Source organism: Pseudoalteromonas sp. SG45-2, assembly GCF_014164115.1.
GTDB classification, from domain to species: domain Bacteria; phylum Pseudomonadota; class Gammaproteobacteria; order Enterobacterales; family Alteromonadaceae; genus Pseudoalteromonas; species Pseudoalteromonas distincta.
The window spans coordinates 53,373-69,200 of record NZ_JACJEO010000004.1 but is presented as its reverse complement, the minus strand read 5'-3'; the positions used below and the strand labels follow the sequence as shown (position 1 = coordinate 69,200).

Below are 15,828 nucleotides of genomic sequence, written 5' to 3'. Positions count from 1 at the left end.
AATATTAAATGCGTAAATTAGGACTACTCTCTGTTTTAGCCTTAGCCCCAGGGTTATCGAATGCGTTAACGCTTGAGCAATCTGTAGCTGAAACATTAAACACTAATCCGAGATTAATGCAGAAATATGCGAGCTTTGAAGCAAAATACCGCGATAAACGCAGTGCGTTTAGTGAGTATTTACCACAAGTTCGTTTATATGCAGGATATGGATACGAGCGCGTAAACTATAAATCAGGCCGAGAACTTGATAGCGAATTAAATCGTAGAGAAATAGGTTTAAAAATAACACAAATGTTATTTGATGGTTTTAGAACATCATCTGAAGTTGCTAGACTAGATAACGAAGCAAAAGCTGACCAATTGGGTTTAATATCTGCTGCAGAGAATATTAGCCTTGAAGTTGTACAGGTATATTTAGACTTGCTTAAATCAGTTGAGTTAGTTGAGTTGTCAGAGCGAAATATCAACATACATAAAAAAATATTAAGTGATATTGAACAACGACGTCAACGTGGTTTATCAAGCGATGCCGATGTAGCTCAAGTACAGTCTAGACTTGCTACATCACAATCTGGTTTTTTAGCTGCTAAAAATAATCTTCAAGATATTAAAGCAAATTACTATGATTTAGTGGGTCAGTACCCTGATGATTTAATGATTCCTAAAGTGGATGAAACATATATACCAGCCACTTTAGGTGATGCTATAGCAGTCGCTAAAAAATCACATCCAGAAATTATGGCTGCTGTTTTTGATATAGAAGCTGCAAATAAACAAATAGAAAGAGAGAAAAGCGGTTATTGGCCAAAGGTTAGTTTAGAGTTTGATGTAGCTGATAACGATAATATTTCGGGCTCTCCTGGTCGTGATGATAACGGCCGAGTAATGCTTTCTATGAGTTACGATTTATACAACGGTGGCAAAACAAATGCAGATACCGAAGCGGCAAAATGGCGTTACCAAGAAGCCGTAGCAGTTAAAGACACAACTCACCGGCAAGTCGAAGAAGCGACAACCTTTGCATGGAATGCAAACATGTTTTTAGCTGAGCAAAAAGGCTTTTACGAAGAAAATGTTGGCTATGCTGAAGTTGCTCAAAAAGGGTATGAACGCCAATTTTCATTAGGTCGTCGTTCGTTATTAGATGTACTTGATTCGCAAATTGAGTTGTTTACAGCGCGTCGTAACTATATTGAATCGGCTTATGATCAACGCAAAGCAAGCTTTAGGCTTGTAAATGCAACAGGGCGTTTAGTTAGAGCTCTTAGGGTTGATAAACCTGAAGCATGGCTACTAGGAGATAGATAATATGAAAAGCATTATGTTTTTAAGTCTTGCATTATTACTGTCTGGCTGTGCTAGCGATGCAAAAAAATATGAGTATCAAGTTCAATCAAAAGATTTATTTGACCAAGACCGCGACGGTGTTATTAACGCAAGAGACAAGTGTGCTGAAACACCGATAAGAGCCAAAACAAATAATGATGGTTGCCCTAAAGAGCAAAAAATAACGACATCAAGAAACGTTGTTATTGAATTTGGTTACGATAAATCGACGCTAACGGATGATGCAAAAGCAAAAGTAGTAAGTTTTGCTAATAGTGTTGTTGATGTGCCAGGTATTACTATTTTATTAATTGGTGATACTAGCTTAGAAGGGTCATTAGAATATAACCGTAAGCTTGCTTTAAAACGAGTTGAAACAGTTAAAGCGGCTTTGTTAGCGCAAGGTGTTAAAAATATAGAAATAACTGAGCAAACATTTGTTGATTCAAAAGATATTCCTAAAGTATTAGCTGGCAGAAAAACACGAGTTATAGCGTTAGTTGATGGAGAGAGTTCTGTTGAACTAGAAAAGCAATTTGATTTATATAATGCCGGTTTTTAAATAATTATACAAATACAGTTTAAAAAGCCCGTTTTATACGGGCTTTTTTATTGCTTAAGTTTATATTAACGTGGATGTGCCAAAATAAACTAACCACTTTATTTTTGGCACTATAAAAGGAAAATTATATGGCAATTCAAAAAAAGCTAAAAGAAAAAACACGTAATTTTATTGATTCTAAGCATATGCTTAGCGGTATTACAGTGGCGTCGTTTTTAGAGTCAACCATAGTGCCTATTCCACTTGAGGCTGTATTAGTACCGCTAATGCAAGCTCGTAGAGAGAAGCTATGGCTTATCGCCTTAATGGCGACATTAGGCTGTATTGTAGGTGCATTGTTTGGCTATGCGTTGGGTTATTATTTATTTGATGCGGTTGGCGATTGGATTATTAATACATTTTCGAGCCCTGAACAATTTGAAAACGTTAAACAGCAAATGCAAGACCAAGGTTTTTGGTTTGTTATAACGCTTGGCATTGTGCCTATTCCGTTTCAAATAGCGATGCTTGCAGCAGGCGCGACTAAGTACTCTATTTGGCTATTTTTATTAGCCTCGGGTATTGCGCGTTCTATTCGTTACTTTGGCTTGGCTATTATTGTTTATTATGCAGGTAATGAAGCTGAGCGAATCATTAGTAAACATAAAACTAAAGCGATGATTGGTATTACTATTTTAGTGTTGGGGTTATGGGGGTTAAGCACCTTAATTTAAGGTCTGATTTATATGGTGTGTTATAGTTTTTAACGATTAATTAAAACGTAAATATAAGAATTCCTTATGATTAAATTTGAAACCGTAAGTTTAAAGTTAACTCGCTTTGTGTACATTACGCGGTTAAATAAGCTGCTTATGCTTGCGTTACTTTCTTTTATTGTGGTTTTTACTATTTATAACTTAGTGGCTTTTTCGCACTTAGATATTAAAAATAGCATGTATGGATTTACGAGCGACCTAATAAACTTAATTGTTATTGTTACCGTATTTTGGGTTGTTCAGTGTTCTAAGTTGGCAAAAAAAGCGTATGTATATGTCACGATTGGCTTGCTGCTATGGATAGTGGGTATGACAACTGATTTACTCAATGAGGTAGTTGTACAGCCAGGGTGGATTGATATTTATTTAAACGATTTATGTAAAACGCTGGGTATGGTGATCACTGCCTATGGGTTATTTAAAACAATGTTATTTATGCAAAAGATGCACAACAGATTAGCGCAAGAATTTGTTATTGACGAATTAACAAAGGTATATAACAGACGTTGCTTTTATCAAAATGTTAAAAATGCAGTTACTAATCCGTACACTATTTTAATTATTGATATTGACCACTTTAAATCCATAAATGACAATTTTGGCCATGATATGGGAGATCAAGTACTCAAAGAGTTTGCAGGGAAAGTAAATGCTCTATTTGAAAGCGAAAATATCTTTGCTCGTATAGGCGGAGAAGAGTTTGCGGGTTATTTTCCATCAAGTAACATTGATGATGTCGCTAAATTTTCTCAGGCTGTTTTAGAGCTTGTTCATACTATTAAGGTTAAGGATGATCGCTTTTTAACTGTGAGTATAGGTATTGCTAAGCGGATTAGCGACGAAGCACTTGATAGTGTAATGAAACGCGCTGACCAAGCTTTATATTTAGCTAAAAAAAATGGTCGAGATCATTTTGAAATTGCCCCGTAAGCGTTTTAATTATATAAAAACACGTCCTTATTATTTGCACATTTACTACACTTTTTAACGTTTTCGTAAGGAAATGTCAGTGAGGGTAATGCTTTGTAAATCATGAAATTAAAATAGAATGTTTGGGTCATAATGGGGATATTAATAATAAGGAATAACCTTAATGACTAACTCCCTTTTAAAAGCTGCATTACCCTTAAGTCTAATTACTATTTTGTCGGGCTGCGGCTCTGACGATAGCTCAAGCTCTACAGGTTACATCCAATTGTATAACGGCTCTTACAATAGCCCATACACACGTTTGTTTGTTGAAGAAACAGAGCGCTCAGGCGCTGATTTTGCTGATGTAACTACTCGCCATAACTACAGCACAGACACTTATGATGTAAGTTTTGAGTACCTAGATGCTAACGACAGCTATATAACAATTAGCGATCAAGAAATTTCTATTAAGGGTGACAAAACACAGTTAATAGTAATGAGTGGTAACTTTGATGAACCTACATTTACAGAGCTTAGCGTACCTATTACAAGCGATACGGGTGAGTTTAACTTAGGGTTTTATAATATTGCAGGAGAGGACACTAACTACGATATTTACTTAGCAACTGATGATGGTGTATTTGAAAGCGCGACACTTTTCTCATCAGCTCAATATTTAAGTGAGTTAGATCTGCAAAGCGTTGATGAAGGTTATTACACTATTTACATAACAGAAGCGGGCAGCAGTGATGTTGTGTACGAGTCGTCATCTGTTTATTTATACGATGAAGCAAGTTATGTAGCAATGATCCGCCCAAGTTATGCAACAGAAGAAGGCGGCATTACGCTTGATGTAGTAACCGATAATAACTACGTTACTGAGCTTAAACACCAATCTGCTCTGGGGCAATTACGTTTTATAAATACCGTTGATGACTACTCGCCAGTAAGCTTTTCTGCTACACGCGGTACAACTGTAAACACAACAAATACAGTCGCTAGTGACTCTTATACCGATTATGTTGAACTTTCGCCTAATAGTTACAGCGTAGCGATGTACGACGAAGAAGGTACAAAACTAGCTGATAACTTTTTAATGACGCTAGAGCGCGAGCAAAGTGCGGTGGGTATTTTTTATAACGACGCAGATAACGGTTTACGTATGATGAGCGTTGAAGAAAATCTAACACCAAGCAGTTACAGCCATACGGTATCGGTTGTAAACCTAATTGAAAGCTACGCAGGGCAGTCGGTTTCAGATGTAGATGTGTACTTTACACTTAACGGCGAAACGGTAGACGACACTAGTAACGTAGTCGATGGCCTAGATAAGTATGACCAAGAAGAGCAGGTTGTAGATAACGAAATTTACACGGTTTATGTTGTTTACGAAGACAACGGCCAGCAAATTGTGCTTATTCAACAAAGCGATATGGACTTTACACAAGAGGGTAACTACATATTGATTTTAGAGCATGATGAAACAACAAGCTCTGGTTATAAGATGACCCTAGAGCGCACTATTACCGATAGTGTTGAATAAACCTAAACATATTAAGTAGCATAAAGCCTAAGCACTTTAAGTACTTAGGCTTTTTTATTGAACAAAATTTACCTACTCATTAATAATTAGGTACACTCAGGGCATAATAATTAATAAGAGTGTGCCATGGATGATTTAGTTGGGTTAGCCGTCATAGTAATACTGGTTGTAGTTGCCGGTGCTATTTGCGGCTTAATTGCGCTAGTGCAGTTAAATGCATTAAAACAAGAAGTTGCTGTTTTAAGGGCCAAAATAACACATCTACAAACACATAAATCGATATCGCAAAGTGAACCTCAAAGTGAAGCATCTACGGCTCAGGCAGCGATTTCAATAACAGAGCCAATTGCTCATAAAGCACAGCCAAGCTTAACGTCCCAAAACGCGTCGCCACCTGTAATAAATCAGCTATCAGCACCTCCTAAAAAAGCCAAACCAGCTGAAGCATCAGCCATAGAATTACTATTTAATAAATTGCGCGCAGGGTTTGAAGAGAACTGGATGACCTGGATAGGCGCAATAGCGCTTGCGTTTGGGGGCATCTTTTTAGCTAAATACAGCCTAGAAGCGGGATTATTATCGCCTGTAATGAGGTTGAGTTTAGGCGGCTTATTTGGGCTTGGCCTAATTGCAGCCGCAGCTTATTTACACCATAAACGCATTGTATTTGAAGGCTTTAATAATTACATACCCGCAGCGCTTGCAAGCGGCGGGTTTATTACCTGTTTTGCTTTAACGCTTTTAGCTTACAGCAGTTACGACATGCTGAGCCCTACCGTGGCATTTTTTGCGTTAGCTATTATAGCAATTAGTGCAAGCGCGATGGCGCTTAGGTTAGGCCCGCTATTGGCCGTGCTTGGTATTATTGGCGCTTACAGCGTACCAATATGGGTTAGCACTGGCAGTGGTAACTTATTTGCGCTGTTAATGTATATTGGCTTTGTAAGTTTGTCGGCTGCGTTAGTTGCACATAAAGTACAACGTATTTGGCTATGGTATTTACTATGGGTTGGGCACATTGGCTGGTATTTAGTTGGTTTTACGCTACTTAAAGCTAATACCGTTTGGTTAATGGGGGCATTTGCTTTACTTAGTATTGTAGGGTTAATTGCTATACCGCGCTTAGGTCTAAAACTAAATGTTATTGAACATCGCCCGCACAGTTTAAAACGCTTAATTAAAGTGCTTCCAGATCATGCATTACTACTCGCTTTTATTGCGCCCTTAATATTTACTATGTTGATCAGTCACTTTGATATGCAGTGGCAAGCAATCGGCGTGTTAAGTATTGTATTGGTGTTGTTTTTAGTCCTTAAAAATAGCCGTTGGGATATTTGGCAGGGCGTAGCGTTAGTTATTTCAACGCTATTAGTATTAGGCGCTGAGCGCACGCATCTTTCGCCAAATCTATATGATGACGCCCTCTTTGTATTCAAAAATGAGTATGGTTTGGGTTTATTACTCGGGTTGTTACTTACCGCTTTTGGGCTCTATTACGGTAAAAAACAGATTAAGCGTTTAGCGTTTCATATTACGGGGGCATTTAGTGCATTTGTAATGATAGCTACTTTATATACGCTTATTCCTAATTCTGCGTTAAGTACTGCATATCCACTTTGGGCCGTTGCATTGTTTGTAGTGGCGGCTATTTTAATAAAGCTCGCGCAGCATAATACAACGCTATTTCAGCGTTTTACTTATTGGGTAGGGGCTAATGCCAATATTACGTTAGCAGTTACCATGCTATTAAGTGACAGCGGCCTAACCATTGCACTGGCTGTACAAGTATTACTTATAAGCGTACTTATAAAACGCTATAACGTGCCTATGCCGCATTGGCCTATAAAAGCCTTAGTTGCTGCGTTATTACTGCGCTTAACGCTTGCGCCTTGGACACCAAGCTACGATGCGTTAACGGTATTTGGTTTGCATTGGAGTATTGTGGTTTATCCGTTATGTATCGCGTTATTTTTTGCCGCAGCTAAGTGCTTTGACTCATCAAAACTTAAAATATGGCTCGAAGGTGCAGCCCTTCATTGTTTAGCGCTTTTTATTACTACCGAAACAAGTTATCAGCTAGTAGGGCATTATCCGCAATTTGATTCACTTAACTTTTACGAACAAATACTCCTTACCTGTAACTGGCTTGCATTAGGGTGTGTGTATTTACACAGAGCAAAACTTGCCGGTACTTTAGCTAAGTTATATAAAGTGGCGGGTTTTGCACTTGCGGGGTTAGCAGGGCTTTTTGCTATTAAAACACTACTTGACGATAACCCATTATTTGAATCACTTTACATAGGTGAGCTGCCAATATTTAACTGGTTATTACTATTGTGGTTAGTTCCTGCAGGATTAACGCTTTGGCTGGCCAAGCTTGTAAAACCAATAAATGCTAAAGCTACGCCATTTATATTGGCCGTTGCGGGTGGCTTTATATTATTGGCAATAAACAGCTTTATTCGTCAGTACTGGCAAGGTCCTTATATTTACTTATCCAAAGGGGCGAGCAATGCAGAGCTTTATAGTTACTCTGTTATTTGGTTAGTATTGGGTGCGGGTACTGTTATTTTTGGTCATTTAAAAAATCAATTATTAATACAAAAAATAGGCCTAGGCATACTAGCTGCAGTTATTGTTAAAGTGTTTTTAATTGATATGGCTAACTTGGAGGGCTTACTTAAAGCGCTTTCGTTTATTGGATTAGGGCTTTCGTTGGTGGGGTTAAGTTGGTTGTTCCAAAAGCTTAGAAGCCGAGTAAATCCAGTTTAATTTTATGAACACTTTATAAAGCAAAGCCCAGTGAAGATACTGGGCTTTTTGTTTTACGCTATTACTTGATAGCTTTTAACTAGAACACTTTTAACTAGAACACTTTTAACTAGAACACTTTTAACTAGATCACTATGTACTGTGATTAAGCAGTGCCTTTAGTTTGCCCGGTTTAATTGGCTTACTTAAATAATGAATATTAGCGGCTTTGGTTTCTTGCTTAAGCTCGGTGTCGCGCACGGCGGTAATTAAAATAGCAGGGACTTGGCTTTGCCAAATTTCGCGCAGGGTTTTAATTAGCGTTATCCCATCGCAGTCATTGCCTAATTGGTAGTCCATTAAAATAACATCGGGTGCACCGTTTTCTTTAGCATGCGCCAGTACATTATCTACGTTATCAAAAAGGGTGTAATTAGCTTGCCACTTTTTAAGTAAGCTTGCCATTGCTGCTAAATTTTCAGGGTCGTCGTCTACGGCAACAATATTAATTGCTGCACGGTTTTCTATTAGGCTGTTTGTAGTACTTTTTTGTTGTACAAACTGCTCGTCACCATAAGGTACCTCAATGCTAAAGCGGCTACCTTTATTTGGCTCAGAATGCACATCAAGCGGCAAACTTAATAAGTCAGCCATACGTTTTACAACACCTAAGCCTAAGCCTACGCCTTTGTTATCGCCCGACTCCACACGGTAAAAGTCGTTAAATATTTTGGCTTGCTCTACTTCGCTAATACCGGGGCCTGTATCCCATACTTCTATTCGTAAATTGTGCTTTCGGTTCCTGCAGGCAATTAATACACGGCCATTGTCGGTGTATTTAACTGCATTAGAGACCAAGTTTTGAATAATTCGGCGCAAATAGGTTATATCGCTGTGCACAATTTGTTGGTTTGAACGCACACTAAGCTTAAGGCCTTTATCACTTGATAAAATAGCGTATTCACTTTGTAGTGGCGCTAAAATATCTTCAATATAAAAGTGGCGAGGGGTAGGGGTCATAGCGCCTTGCTCAAGCTTAGCTATTTCAAGCAATGCCGACATTAAATGCACGGTTGAATCGAGACTGTCGCCTAGTTTTTCAAAGCTGTTTTGGTTAGTGCTGTCGAGCTGTTTTTCGTCAATAGCGGCAAGGTATAAACGTGCTGCATTTAACGGCTGTAAAATGTCGTGGCTCGCCAGTGCTAAAAAGCGCGTTTTACTGTCGTTGGCTTGCTCTGCTTCTCGTTTAGCTAAAGTAAGTGCTTGCTCAGTTTGTACACGGCTATCTATTTGAGCTTGTAAGTCTTTATTGATAGTTTGCACTTCTTGAGTACGTGCTTCTATGCGGTTTTCAAGATCCATGTTTACTTCTTCAAGCGCATTTTGCGTACTTATGTGGTTTGTAATATCTGAAAAGCTGGTAACAAATCCGCCATCGGGCAGCGGATTACCAATCATTTCGTATACTTGGCCATTACGACGGTGGCGAATAAAATGATGCGAGCTGCCATATTTTAAATGCTGTACACGTTTTTCTACTTGGCGTTCTATTTCACCAGGGCCACATTCACCACGGTTAGCGTTGTATCTAATAATGTCTTCTATGGGTTGGCCTACTTCTAAAAAGCCTTCAGGGTAGCCAAACATTTCATTGTAGCGTTTGTTCCATGCAACGAGTTTTAAATCTTTATCAACAACTGAAATACCGTGGCTTAAATTTTCGAGTGAGGTAAATAACAGATTTTGATTAAATTGCAACGCTTGTGTGGTTTCGTCAAAAAAGTTTACAACTTCTTCAAACGCCATACGTTTACCCGACGATACCGTATGTATTAATGCTTGCGCTGACGATGCACCAAGCACGCCTGTTAACGCGCGTTCGCAGTAGGCTATAAATTCAGGCTCTGGGTGTGCGTTGTTATCACTTAAATGATGGGCGAGTGCGTAATGGGCCAGTACTTGTTGGCTGCGCTGAATACCTAGAAATGTTTGCAGTAGTATTTTAAAGTCGTAAACGGTGGCTTTTACGTCTTTATTTAAGCGCCTTGATAAAATAGCCTGATCTTTAGGGTTAACAAAAGCAGCGGCCTGAATTTTATCAATTAAGCGCTCCTCAGCCCCAAGTGAAAAACTAATATAACAACCAATATTGGCAAACAAAGCTATCAAGGTTCCACGCGTTATAAGCGTTTGTTGCAGCTCGCTATCAAGGGTTGTGCCGGCATCGAGTATTGGCAGCATTAAAAATAGTATCCAGCAAATAAAGCCTGCTACCAAACCCGCATACACCCCATAAGCATGACCTTTTCGCCAATATAAACCACCCACAATAGAGGGTAGCAATTGGGTAACAAGTGAAAATGCGACCAAGCCCATACTGGCCAGTGCGCTACTATGGCCAAACCATTGCTGATAGAAATAGGCCAAAATTAATATGCCTGCAATAGCAAAGCGCCTTACAAGTAATATACGAGACTTATAACTGCTGGTAATTAAGTTACGTTTAAACTTTCTACGCAGCATTAACGGCAATACCACATCGTTTGAAATCATCGTGCTTAATGTAAGCGTTGCTACCACTATCATTGCGGTGGCGGCAGATAGTCCACCTATAAATACAAAAGTGGTTAAGAATGCATTGTCGTTAATTAGCGGTAGGGCAAGTACAAAGCTGTCGGGTGAATAACCGCTGCCAATTTCAGGATGAATGGCCGCAGTCGCAATAGGTAAAATCATTGCGGCTGTTAGTAGTAAATACAGCGGAAAAGCCCAGCGAGCGGTAAGTAAGTGGCGTTTGTTTTGGTTGTCGACCACGGTTACATGAAACTGGCGAGGCAAACATATAATAGCCGCTGCAGCCATTAAAGACTGGCCAATAAAGTTAAAGCTAAAAAAGTTAAAATCGCTCCAGTGACCCCAAATAGATTCAGTTACTTTGTTCGTGGTGGCTTCGGGTAAATTAAAAAGTGTAAATACTGCAAGCCCCGCAACGGCAATAAGAGCAATAAGTTTAATCATAGATTCAAATGCAACAGCGAGCATTAAGCCAGAGCGATATTCAGTTACATCAACTTTGCGAGTACCAAAAAATATAGCAAATAAAGCCATAATTAGTGTGGCAGAAAGCGCGAGCATATCGCCGGATATTTTATTACTGTTTTGCAAAAGTAAAAAGCTTGTACTAAGCGCTTTTAATTGCAGTGCAATGTAGGGAATGGTTGCCAGTAATGCGATTACAGTAACCATTATTGCTGTAGTTTGACGTTTGCCGTAACGAGCTGAAATAAAGTCAGCAATAGTCGTTATATTTTGTTTTTTACTTACCAGTACCAGCTTACGTAAAAATCCTTGGCCGAATAAAAACAGCAACGCAGGGCCTAATAATATTGGCAAGTAACTCCAACTGCTGGTAGCGGCTGTTCCTACCGAACCGTAATAAGTCCAAGAGGTACAGTAAATCCCGAGTGAGAGTGAATACACAAATGGGTGATGGCTAATACGCTTTGCTAAAGGGGTTGTTTTATCGCCCCAATTGGCAAGCCAAAACAGCACACCTATATAACTTAAAGCAACAATAATGAGTACGGCAGTCATGTTGTTATTAAACCTTATTATTTTAAATAATCCCTCATCCCTATGAGGGATTAACACAATACCAGAACTGAGGTTAAGTGTGAGGGTTGAATTTAAAATAAAACTTTTATTTTATTTATATCTTACTGAATATTAACAGTAAAAATAAAACACCCTTGAGCATTAGACTAATGTCGCATTAATGACCAACTTATCAATTTAATCATAAAGCCAGCTTACAAAAACAGCCTAAGTAATTGAAATAATATAAAAATATATAAAACACGCTTGAATGATAAATACAGTTTACGTAAACGTTAACAAGCTGTTACGACTATGGTCTCAATTCAATATGTAACCAGCGTTGCTAAATTGGTAAGCGAAGATAAAAAACCACTCATCGCGATATTGCGGTGCTTAAAGGGGAAAACAAAAATGGCTTTTAAAGATGAAGAACAAGCAAAAGCTTATTGGGCAGAAAACATTTCGCTGTTATTTAAACTGTTAGCAGTGTGGTTTGTCGTGTCTTTTGGCTTTGGCATATTACTGGTTGATGTACTTAATGAAGTACGTTTTTTTGGGTTTAAACTTGGCTTCTGGTTCGCCCAGCAAGGCGCGATTTATACCTTTGTTGCTTTGATTTTTGTGTACGTTTTCAAAATGAATACGTTAGATAAAAAATACGGCGTAGACGAATAGGAGCTAAGCAATGGATGTTCAAACACTCACGTTTTTAATTGTTGGTTTAAGCTTTGCGCTTTATATCGGCATAGCAATATGGGCCCGAGCGGGTTCAACCAAAGAGTTTTATGTAGCGGGCGGCGGCGTACCTCCTCTTGCTAATGGTATGGCAACAGCTGCCGATTGGATGAGCGCCGCGTCGTTTATTTCAATGGCGGGTATTATTTCGTTTGCAGGTTACGATGGCAGTGTTTACTTAATGGGGTGGACAGGTGGTTATGTACTATTAGCCATGTGTTTAGCGCCTTACTTACGTAAATTCGGCAAGTTTACTGTGCCAGACTTTATAGGCGACCGTTACTATTCACGTACCGCGCGTTTAGTTGCTATTTTTTGTGCCATATTCATTTGTTTCACTTATATAGCAGGGCAAATGCGTGGCGTAGGCGTGGTATTTTCACGCTTTTTAGAAGTAGAAATTGAAACCGGTGTTTACATTGGCATGGTGATTGTATTCTTTTATGCGGTACTTGGCGGCATGAAAGGCATTACCTACACACAAGTAGCGCAGTATTGTGTACTTGTATTTGCATACCTTGTACCAGCCATTTTTATCTCGATGATGATGACGGGTCACTTCTTCCCACAAACCGGTTTTGGTGCCACATTAATTGGCAGCGACGGCGTATACGTACTTGATAAACTAGATGGCCTAAGTGCTGAACTTGGTTTTGCGCAATATACCGAAGGCTCTAAGAGCATGATTGACGTGTTCGCTATTACTGGTGCGTTAATGGTAGGTACTGCTGGTTTACCACATGTAATTGTACGCTTTTTCACTGTACCTCGCGTAAAAGACACACGTATTTCTGCTGCATGGACTCTTGTGTTCATCGCGATTGTTTATACTACTGCACCTGCGGTTGCAGCCTTTGCTCGCGTAAACATGGTTGATACTATTAATGGTAAAGACGGTAGCGGTACAGCTTACGCAGAAGCACCTGGATGGATTAAAAACTGGGAACGCACAGGTTTAATTACATTTGATGATAAAAACGGCGATGGCAAAATGTTCTACACGGTGGGTAAAATCACCGATCCGAACAGTGCTAACGAAGTAAATGTAGACCGCGACATTATGGTATTAGCAAATCCAGAAATTGCTAATTTACCAGCATGGGTAATTGCACTAGTAGCTGCTGGTGGTATTGCCGCTGCATTGTCTACAACAGCAGGTTTACTACTGGTTATTTCGACCTCCGTTTCGCACGATTTACTCAAGCGAACCCTCAAGCCCGATATTACCGACAAGCAAGAGTTACTTGCAGCGAGGTTGGCAGCCATGGTCGCTATTGTTATCTCCGCGTACTTTGGTATTAACCCGCCTGGATTTGTGGCATCGGTAGTGGCATTTGCCTTCGGCTTGGCGGCAGCGAGTTTCTTCCCAGCAATTATTATGGGTATATTCTCTAAAACAATGAACCGAGAGGGCGCAATTGCAGGCATGGTAACGGGTATTGGCTTTACCGCTGCTTATATTATCTTCTTCAAGTTTGTAAGCCCAGAGCTTAACAATCCTGAACATTGGTTTTTAGGTATTTCGCCTGAAGGTATTGGCTTAATTGGTATGATTATTAACTTTGTAGTAGCTGCAGTTGTTCTTAAATTTACTCAAGCTACACCTATTGAAATTCAAGAAATGGTAGAAGGTATTCGTAACCCTAAAGGGTCAGCTGAAGCGCACGATCACTAGGCAACATTTATAGATATAGTAAAAAAATATAAAGCACCCAAAGCCCGACTTTAGTCGGGCTTTTTATTTGTTTAATAAATAAGTACATTAGATTGGTACATCACCATTTAAAGAGCGAATACAATGAGTGTAGAACAACAAGGAATAGCCCAATACGTTTGTTTGCAAGCGCCTTTTACTATGCTTGATAGCAGCGCATGCGAATACTTTGTAAATCATCTTGATATTATTTACCTTACCCGCGAAAACCAAACTCAGTGGTTACAAAGTGAAAACCCTAAACTATTTTTAATTCGCTCTGGTTTGTACGACCTCGTTGATGGCAAGGGCGATGTTGTTACGCGCTTAGCGCAAGGTGACTATTTTGGTTTTCCGTCGCTATTAACCGGTGAGGCAATTCAAAATAGGTTAGAAGTACAAAAAGAGGGGATAGTGTATATGCTCTCTCAAACGCACTTTGATTTTTTACGCAGAGAATATAAATCGTTTGAGCAATACTTTGTACGCGCTCATGCTAACCGGTTGTTGTCATCGCATTATAAAAGTAAAAACGATAGCTGGTCGGAACGTAAAATATCAGAGCTGATGACGCGCACAGCAATTACGCTTACGCCCGATGCAAGTATTAGGCAAAGCGCTAAAAAAATGAAAGAGCATGGCGTATCGTCAATAATGATAACGCAGCACGCGCACTTAGTAGGGGTTGTGACCGACCGCGATTTACGCAACCGAGTACTTGCCGACGAGGTAGATCCACAAGACGCAGTAGGCAGTATTATGACCGCAAAACCTAAGTTTATATTTGAAAATAACCGGGTGTTTTCGGCGCTGCACTTAATGCTTAAATACAATATTCACCATTTGCCCGTGCTTGACGAAAACCATAACCCGATAGGGATGATAACCAGCACCGATTTACTGCGCCAACAAAAAAGTGACCCCGTACAGCTTATTGGGCGCATATATAAAGCGCACACTGTTACTGATTTGAAACGCTACGCTAAAGAAATTCCCGAACTTTTGCGTAGTTTTTCGTACAACATTGACGACATATCGCTAATTGGTAAATTACTCAGTGGTTTAACCGATGCGCTTACATCGCGCCTGATTCACTTATTTCAAGAAGAGCATGGCGCAGCGCCAACCAGCTTTAGTTTTATTTGCTTTGGCTCGCAAGCACGCGAAGAACAAACCCTGCATTCAGATCAAGATAACGGCTTATTACTCCCTAACGACTTAACCACCGAGCAACACGCTTACTTTAAAAGTATGGGGGAGTTTGTATGCGAGAATTTAGTTGAGTGCGGCATTAGGCGTTGCCCAGGTAATATTATGGCAAGCAGTGATGAGTGCCGTATGAGCGTAAACGACTGGAGCGAGCGCTTTTTTAAATGGATAAAAAGCCCCACACCCAATGCAATGCTTAACTGTAAGATATTTTTTGACCTGCGATTTATTGAAGGTTCAAACGCTTTATACACGGCTTTTTGCGAGCAACTAATTCGTATATCGCGTAACGAGTTATTCTATGCCGCAATGGCAACCGACATAAGCAGCAACAGCGTGCCAATTGGTTTATTTAATAAATTTAAAACCGAAAAAACAGATCAAAATAATAAATACATAGATTTAAAAAAACGTGGTGTCGTAATTATAAATGACATAGTGCGGTTATACGCTTTAAAAGCGGGTATTAGGCGCGCCAACACACAAGAGCGGTTGGACGCACTACTAAAACATAAACTGATCAGCAAAGAAGATATATACAACCTAAAAGACTGCTGGCGGTTCTTAACGCAGCTTCGTTTGAGTACACAAATAAACGAAGAGGGCTTACCGAGTAATTGCATTAACCCTAATAAATTAAACTCACTAGAGCGCCATCAACTAAAAGAAGCGTTTTATCTTGTTAAACAAGCGCAGCAAGCCGCCGCGTTTAAGTTTGCTCGCGGCAGTTTATAATGATGGAT

The 15,828-nt window shown here is 39.6% G+C and carries 10 protein-coding genes; 9 read left to right on the top strand and 1 reads right to left on the bottom strand.

Annotation, left to right across the window (positions count from 1 at the left end; translation table 11 throughout):
* Nucleotides 1-8 precede the first annotated feature (8 nt).
* The 6 genes from H5116_RS03600 (at nucleotide 9) to H5116_RS03575 (ending at nucleotide 7,872) form a co-directional block, all read left to right on the top strand.
* On the top strand, nucleotides 9-1,310 hold the full coding sequence (locus H5116_RS03600; protein ID WP_182715575.1) for a TolC family outer membrane protein: 1,302 nt from the start codon (nucleotides 9-11) through the stop codon (nucleotides 1,308-1,310).
* 1 nt (nucleotide 1,311) lies between these two features.
* Nucleotides 1,312-1,890 (top strand): OmpA family protein, encoded by a 579-nt coding sequence (locus H5116_RS03595; RefSeq protein ID WP_182715574.1) that lies wholly within the window; start codon nucleotides 1,312-1,314, stop codon nucleotides 1,888-1,890.
* A 128-nt stretch (nucleotides 1,891-2,018) separates the two neighbouring features.
* Nucleotides 2,019-2,603: a YqaA family protein gene (locus H5116_RS03590; RefSeq protein WP_169061197.1), complete on the top strand. Its 585-nt coding sequence runs from the start codon at nucleotides 2,019-2,021 to the stop codon at nucleotides 2,601-2,603.
* A 69-nt stretch (nucleotides 2,604-2,672) separates the two neighbouring features.
* On the top strand, nucleotides 2,673-3,575 hold the full coding sequence (locus H5116_RS03585; protein ID WP_310735984.1) for a GGDEF domain-containing protein: 903 nt from the start codon (nucleotides 2,673-2,675) through the stop codon (nucleotides 3,573-3,575).
* 163 nt (nucleotides 3,576-3,738) lie between these two features.
* Nucleotides 3,739-5,100, top strand: coding sequence for a hypothetical protein (locus H5116_RS03580; RefSeq protein WP_024597652.1), 1,362 nt, complete (start codon nucleotides 3,739-3,741; stop codon nucleotides 5,098-5,100).
* Between the two features lie 126 nt (nucleotides 5,101-5,226).
* A complete protein-coding gene (locus tag H5116_RS03575) occupies nucleotides 5,227-7,872 on the top strand; it encodes a DUF2339 domain-containing protein (protein ID WP_182715573.1) in 2,646 nt (881 codons plus the stop codon).
* A 132-nt stretch (nucleotides 7,873-8,004) separates the two neighbouring features.
* On the opposite strand, the gene H5116_RS03570 is transcribed toward H5116_RS03575, so the two are convergent.
* Entirely contained in the window at nucleotides 8,005-11,445 is a 3,441-nt protein-coding gene (locus H5116_RS03570; RefSeq protein ID WP_182696468.1) for a PAS-domain containing protein, read from the bottom strand.
* 414 nt (nucleotides 11,446-11,859) lie between these two features.
* Between H5116_RS03570 and H5116_RS03565 the strand changes: the two genes are divergently transcribed.
* From H5116_RS03565 to H5116_RS03555, 3 genes are all read left to right on the top strand, one after another.
* Nucleotides 11,860-12,123: a DUF4212 domain-containing protein gene (locus H5116_RS03565; protein ID WP_002961535.1), complete on the top strand. Its 264-nt coding sequence runs from the start codon at nucleotides 11,860-11,862 to the stop codon at nucleotides 12,121-12,123.
* A 10-nt stretch (nucleotides 12,124-12,133) separates the two neighbouring features.
* The gene (locus H5116_RS03560; RefSeq protein WP_182715572.1) at nucleotides 12,134-13,858 is read left to right on the top strand and encodes a sodium:solute symporter family protein; all 1,725 of its coding nucleotides are present in this window, start codon (nucleotides 12,134-12,136) and stop codon (nucleotides 13,856-13,858) included.
* A 123-nt stretch (nucleotides 13,859-13,981) separates the two neighbouring features.
* Entirely contained in the window at nucleotides 13,982-15,820 is a 1,839-nt protein-coding gene (locus H5116_RS03555; RefSeq protein ID WP_182715571.1) for a DUF294 nucleotidyltransferase-like domain-containing protein, read from the top strand.
* Nucleotides 15,821-15,828 lie beyond the last annotated feature (8 nt).

Excerpts from the sequence above, each read along its gene's own strand:
- H5116_RS03580 (WP_024597652.1), top strand. The coding sequence starts at position 3,739 with ATGACTAACTCCCTTTTAAAAGCTGCATTACCCTTAAGTCTAATTACT.
- H5116_RS03600 (WP_182715575.1), top strand. The coding sequence starts at position 9 with ATGCGTAAATTAGGACTACTCTCTGTTTTAGCCTTAGCCCCAGGGTTA.
- H5116_RS03565 (WP_002961535.1), top strand. The coding sequence starts at position 11,860 with ATGGCTTTTAAAGATGAAGAACAAGCAAAAGCTTATTGGGCAGAAAAC.
- H5116_RS03555 (WP_182715571.1), top strand. The coding sequence starts at position 13,982 with ATGAGTGTAGAACAACAAGGAATAGCCCAATACGTTTGTTTGCAAGCG.
- H5116_RS03570 (WP_182696468.1), bottom strand. The coding sequence starts at position 11,445 with ATGACTGCCGTACTCATTATTGTTGCTTTAAGTTATATAGGTGTGCTG.
- H5116_RS03595 (WP_182715574.1), top strand. The coding sequence starts at position 1,312 with ATGAAAAGCATTATGTTTTTAAGTCTTGCATTATTACTGTCTGGCTGT.
- H5116_RS03560 (WP_182715572.1), top strand. The coding sequence starts at position 12,134 with ATGGATGTTCAAACACTCACGTTTTTAATTGTTGGTTTAAGCTTTGCG.
- H5116_RS03590 (WP_169061197.1), top strand. The coding sequence starts at position 2,019 with ATGGCAATTCAAAAAAAGCTAAAAGAAAAAACACGTAATTTTATTGAT.
- H5116_RS03575 (WP_182715573.1), top strand. The coding sequence starts at position 5,227 with ATGGATGATTTAGTTGGGTTAGCCGTCATAGTAATACTGGTTGTAGTT.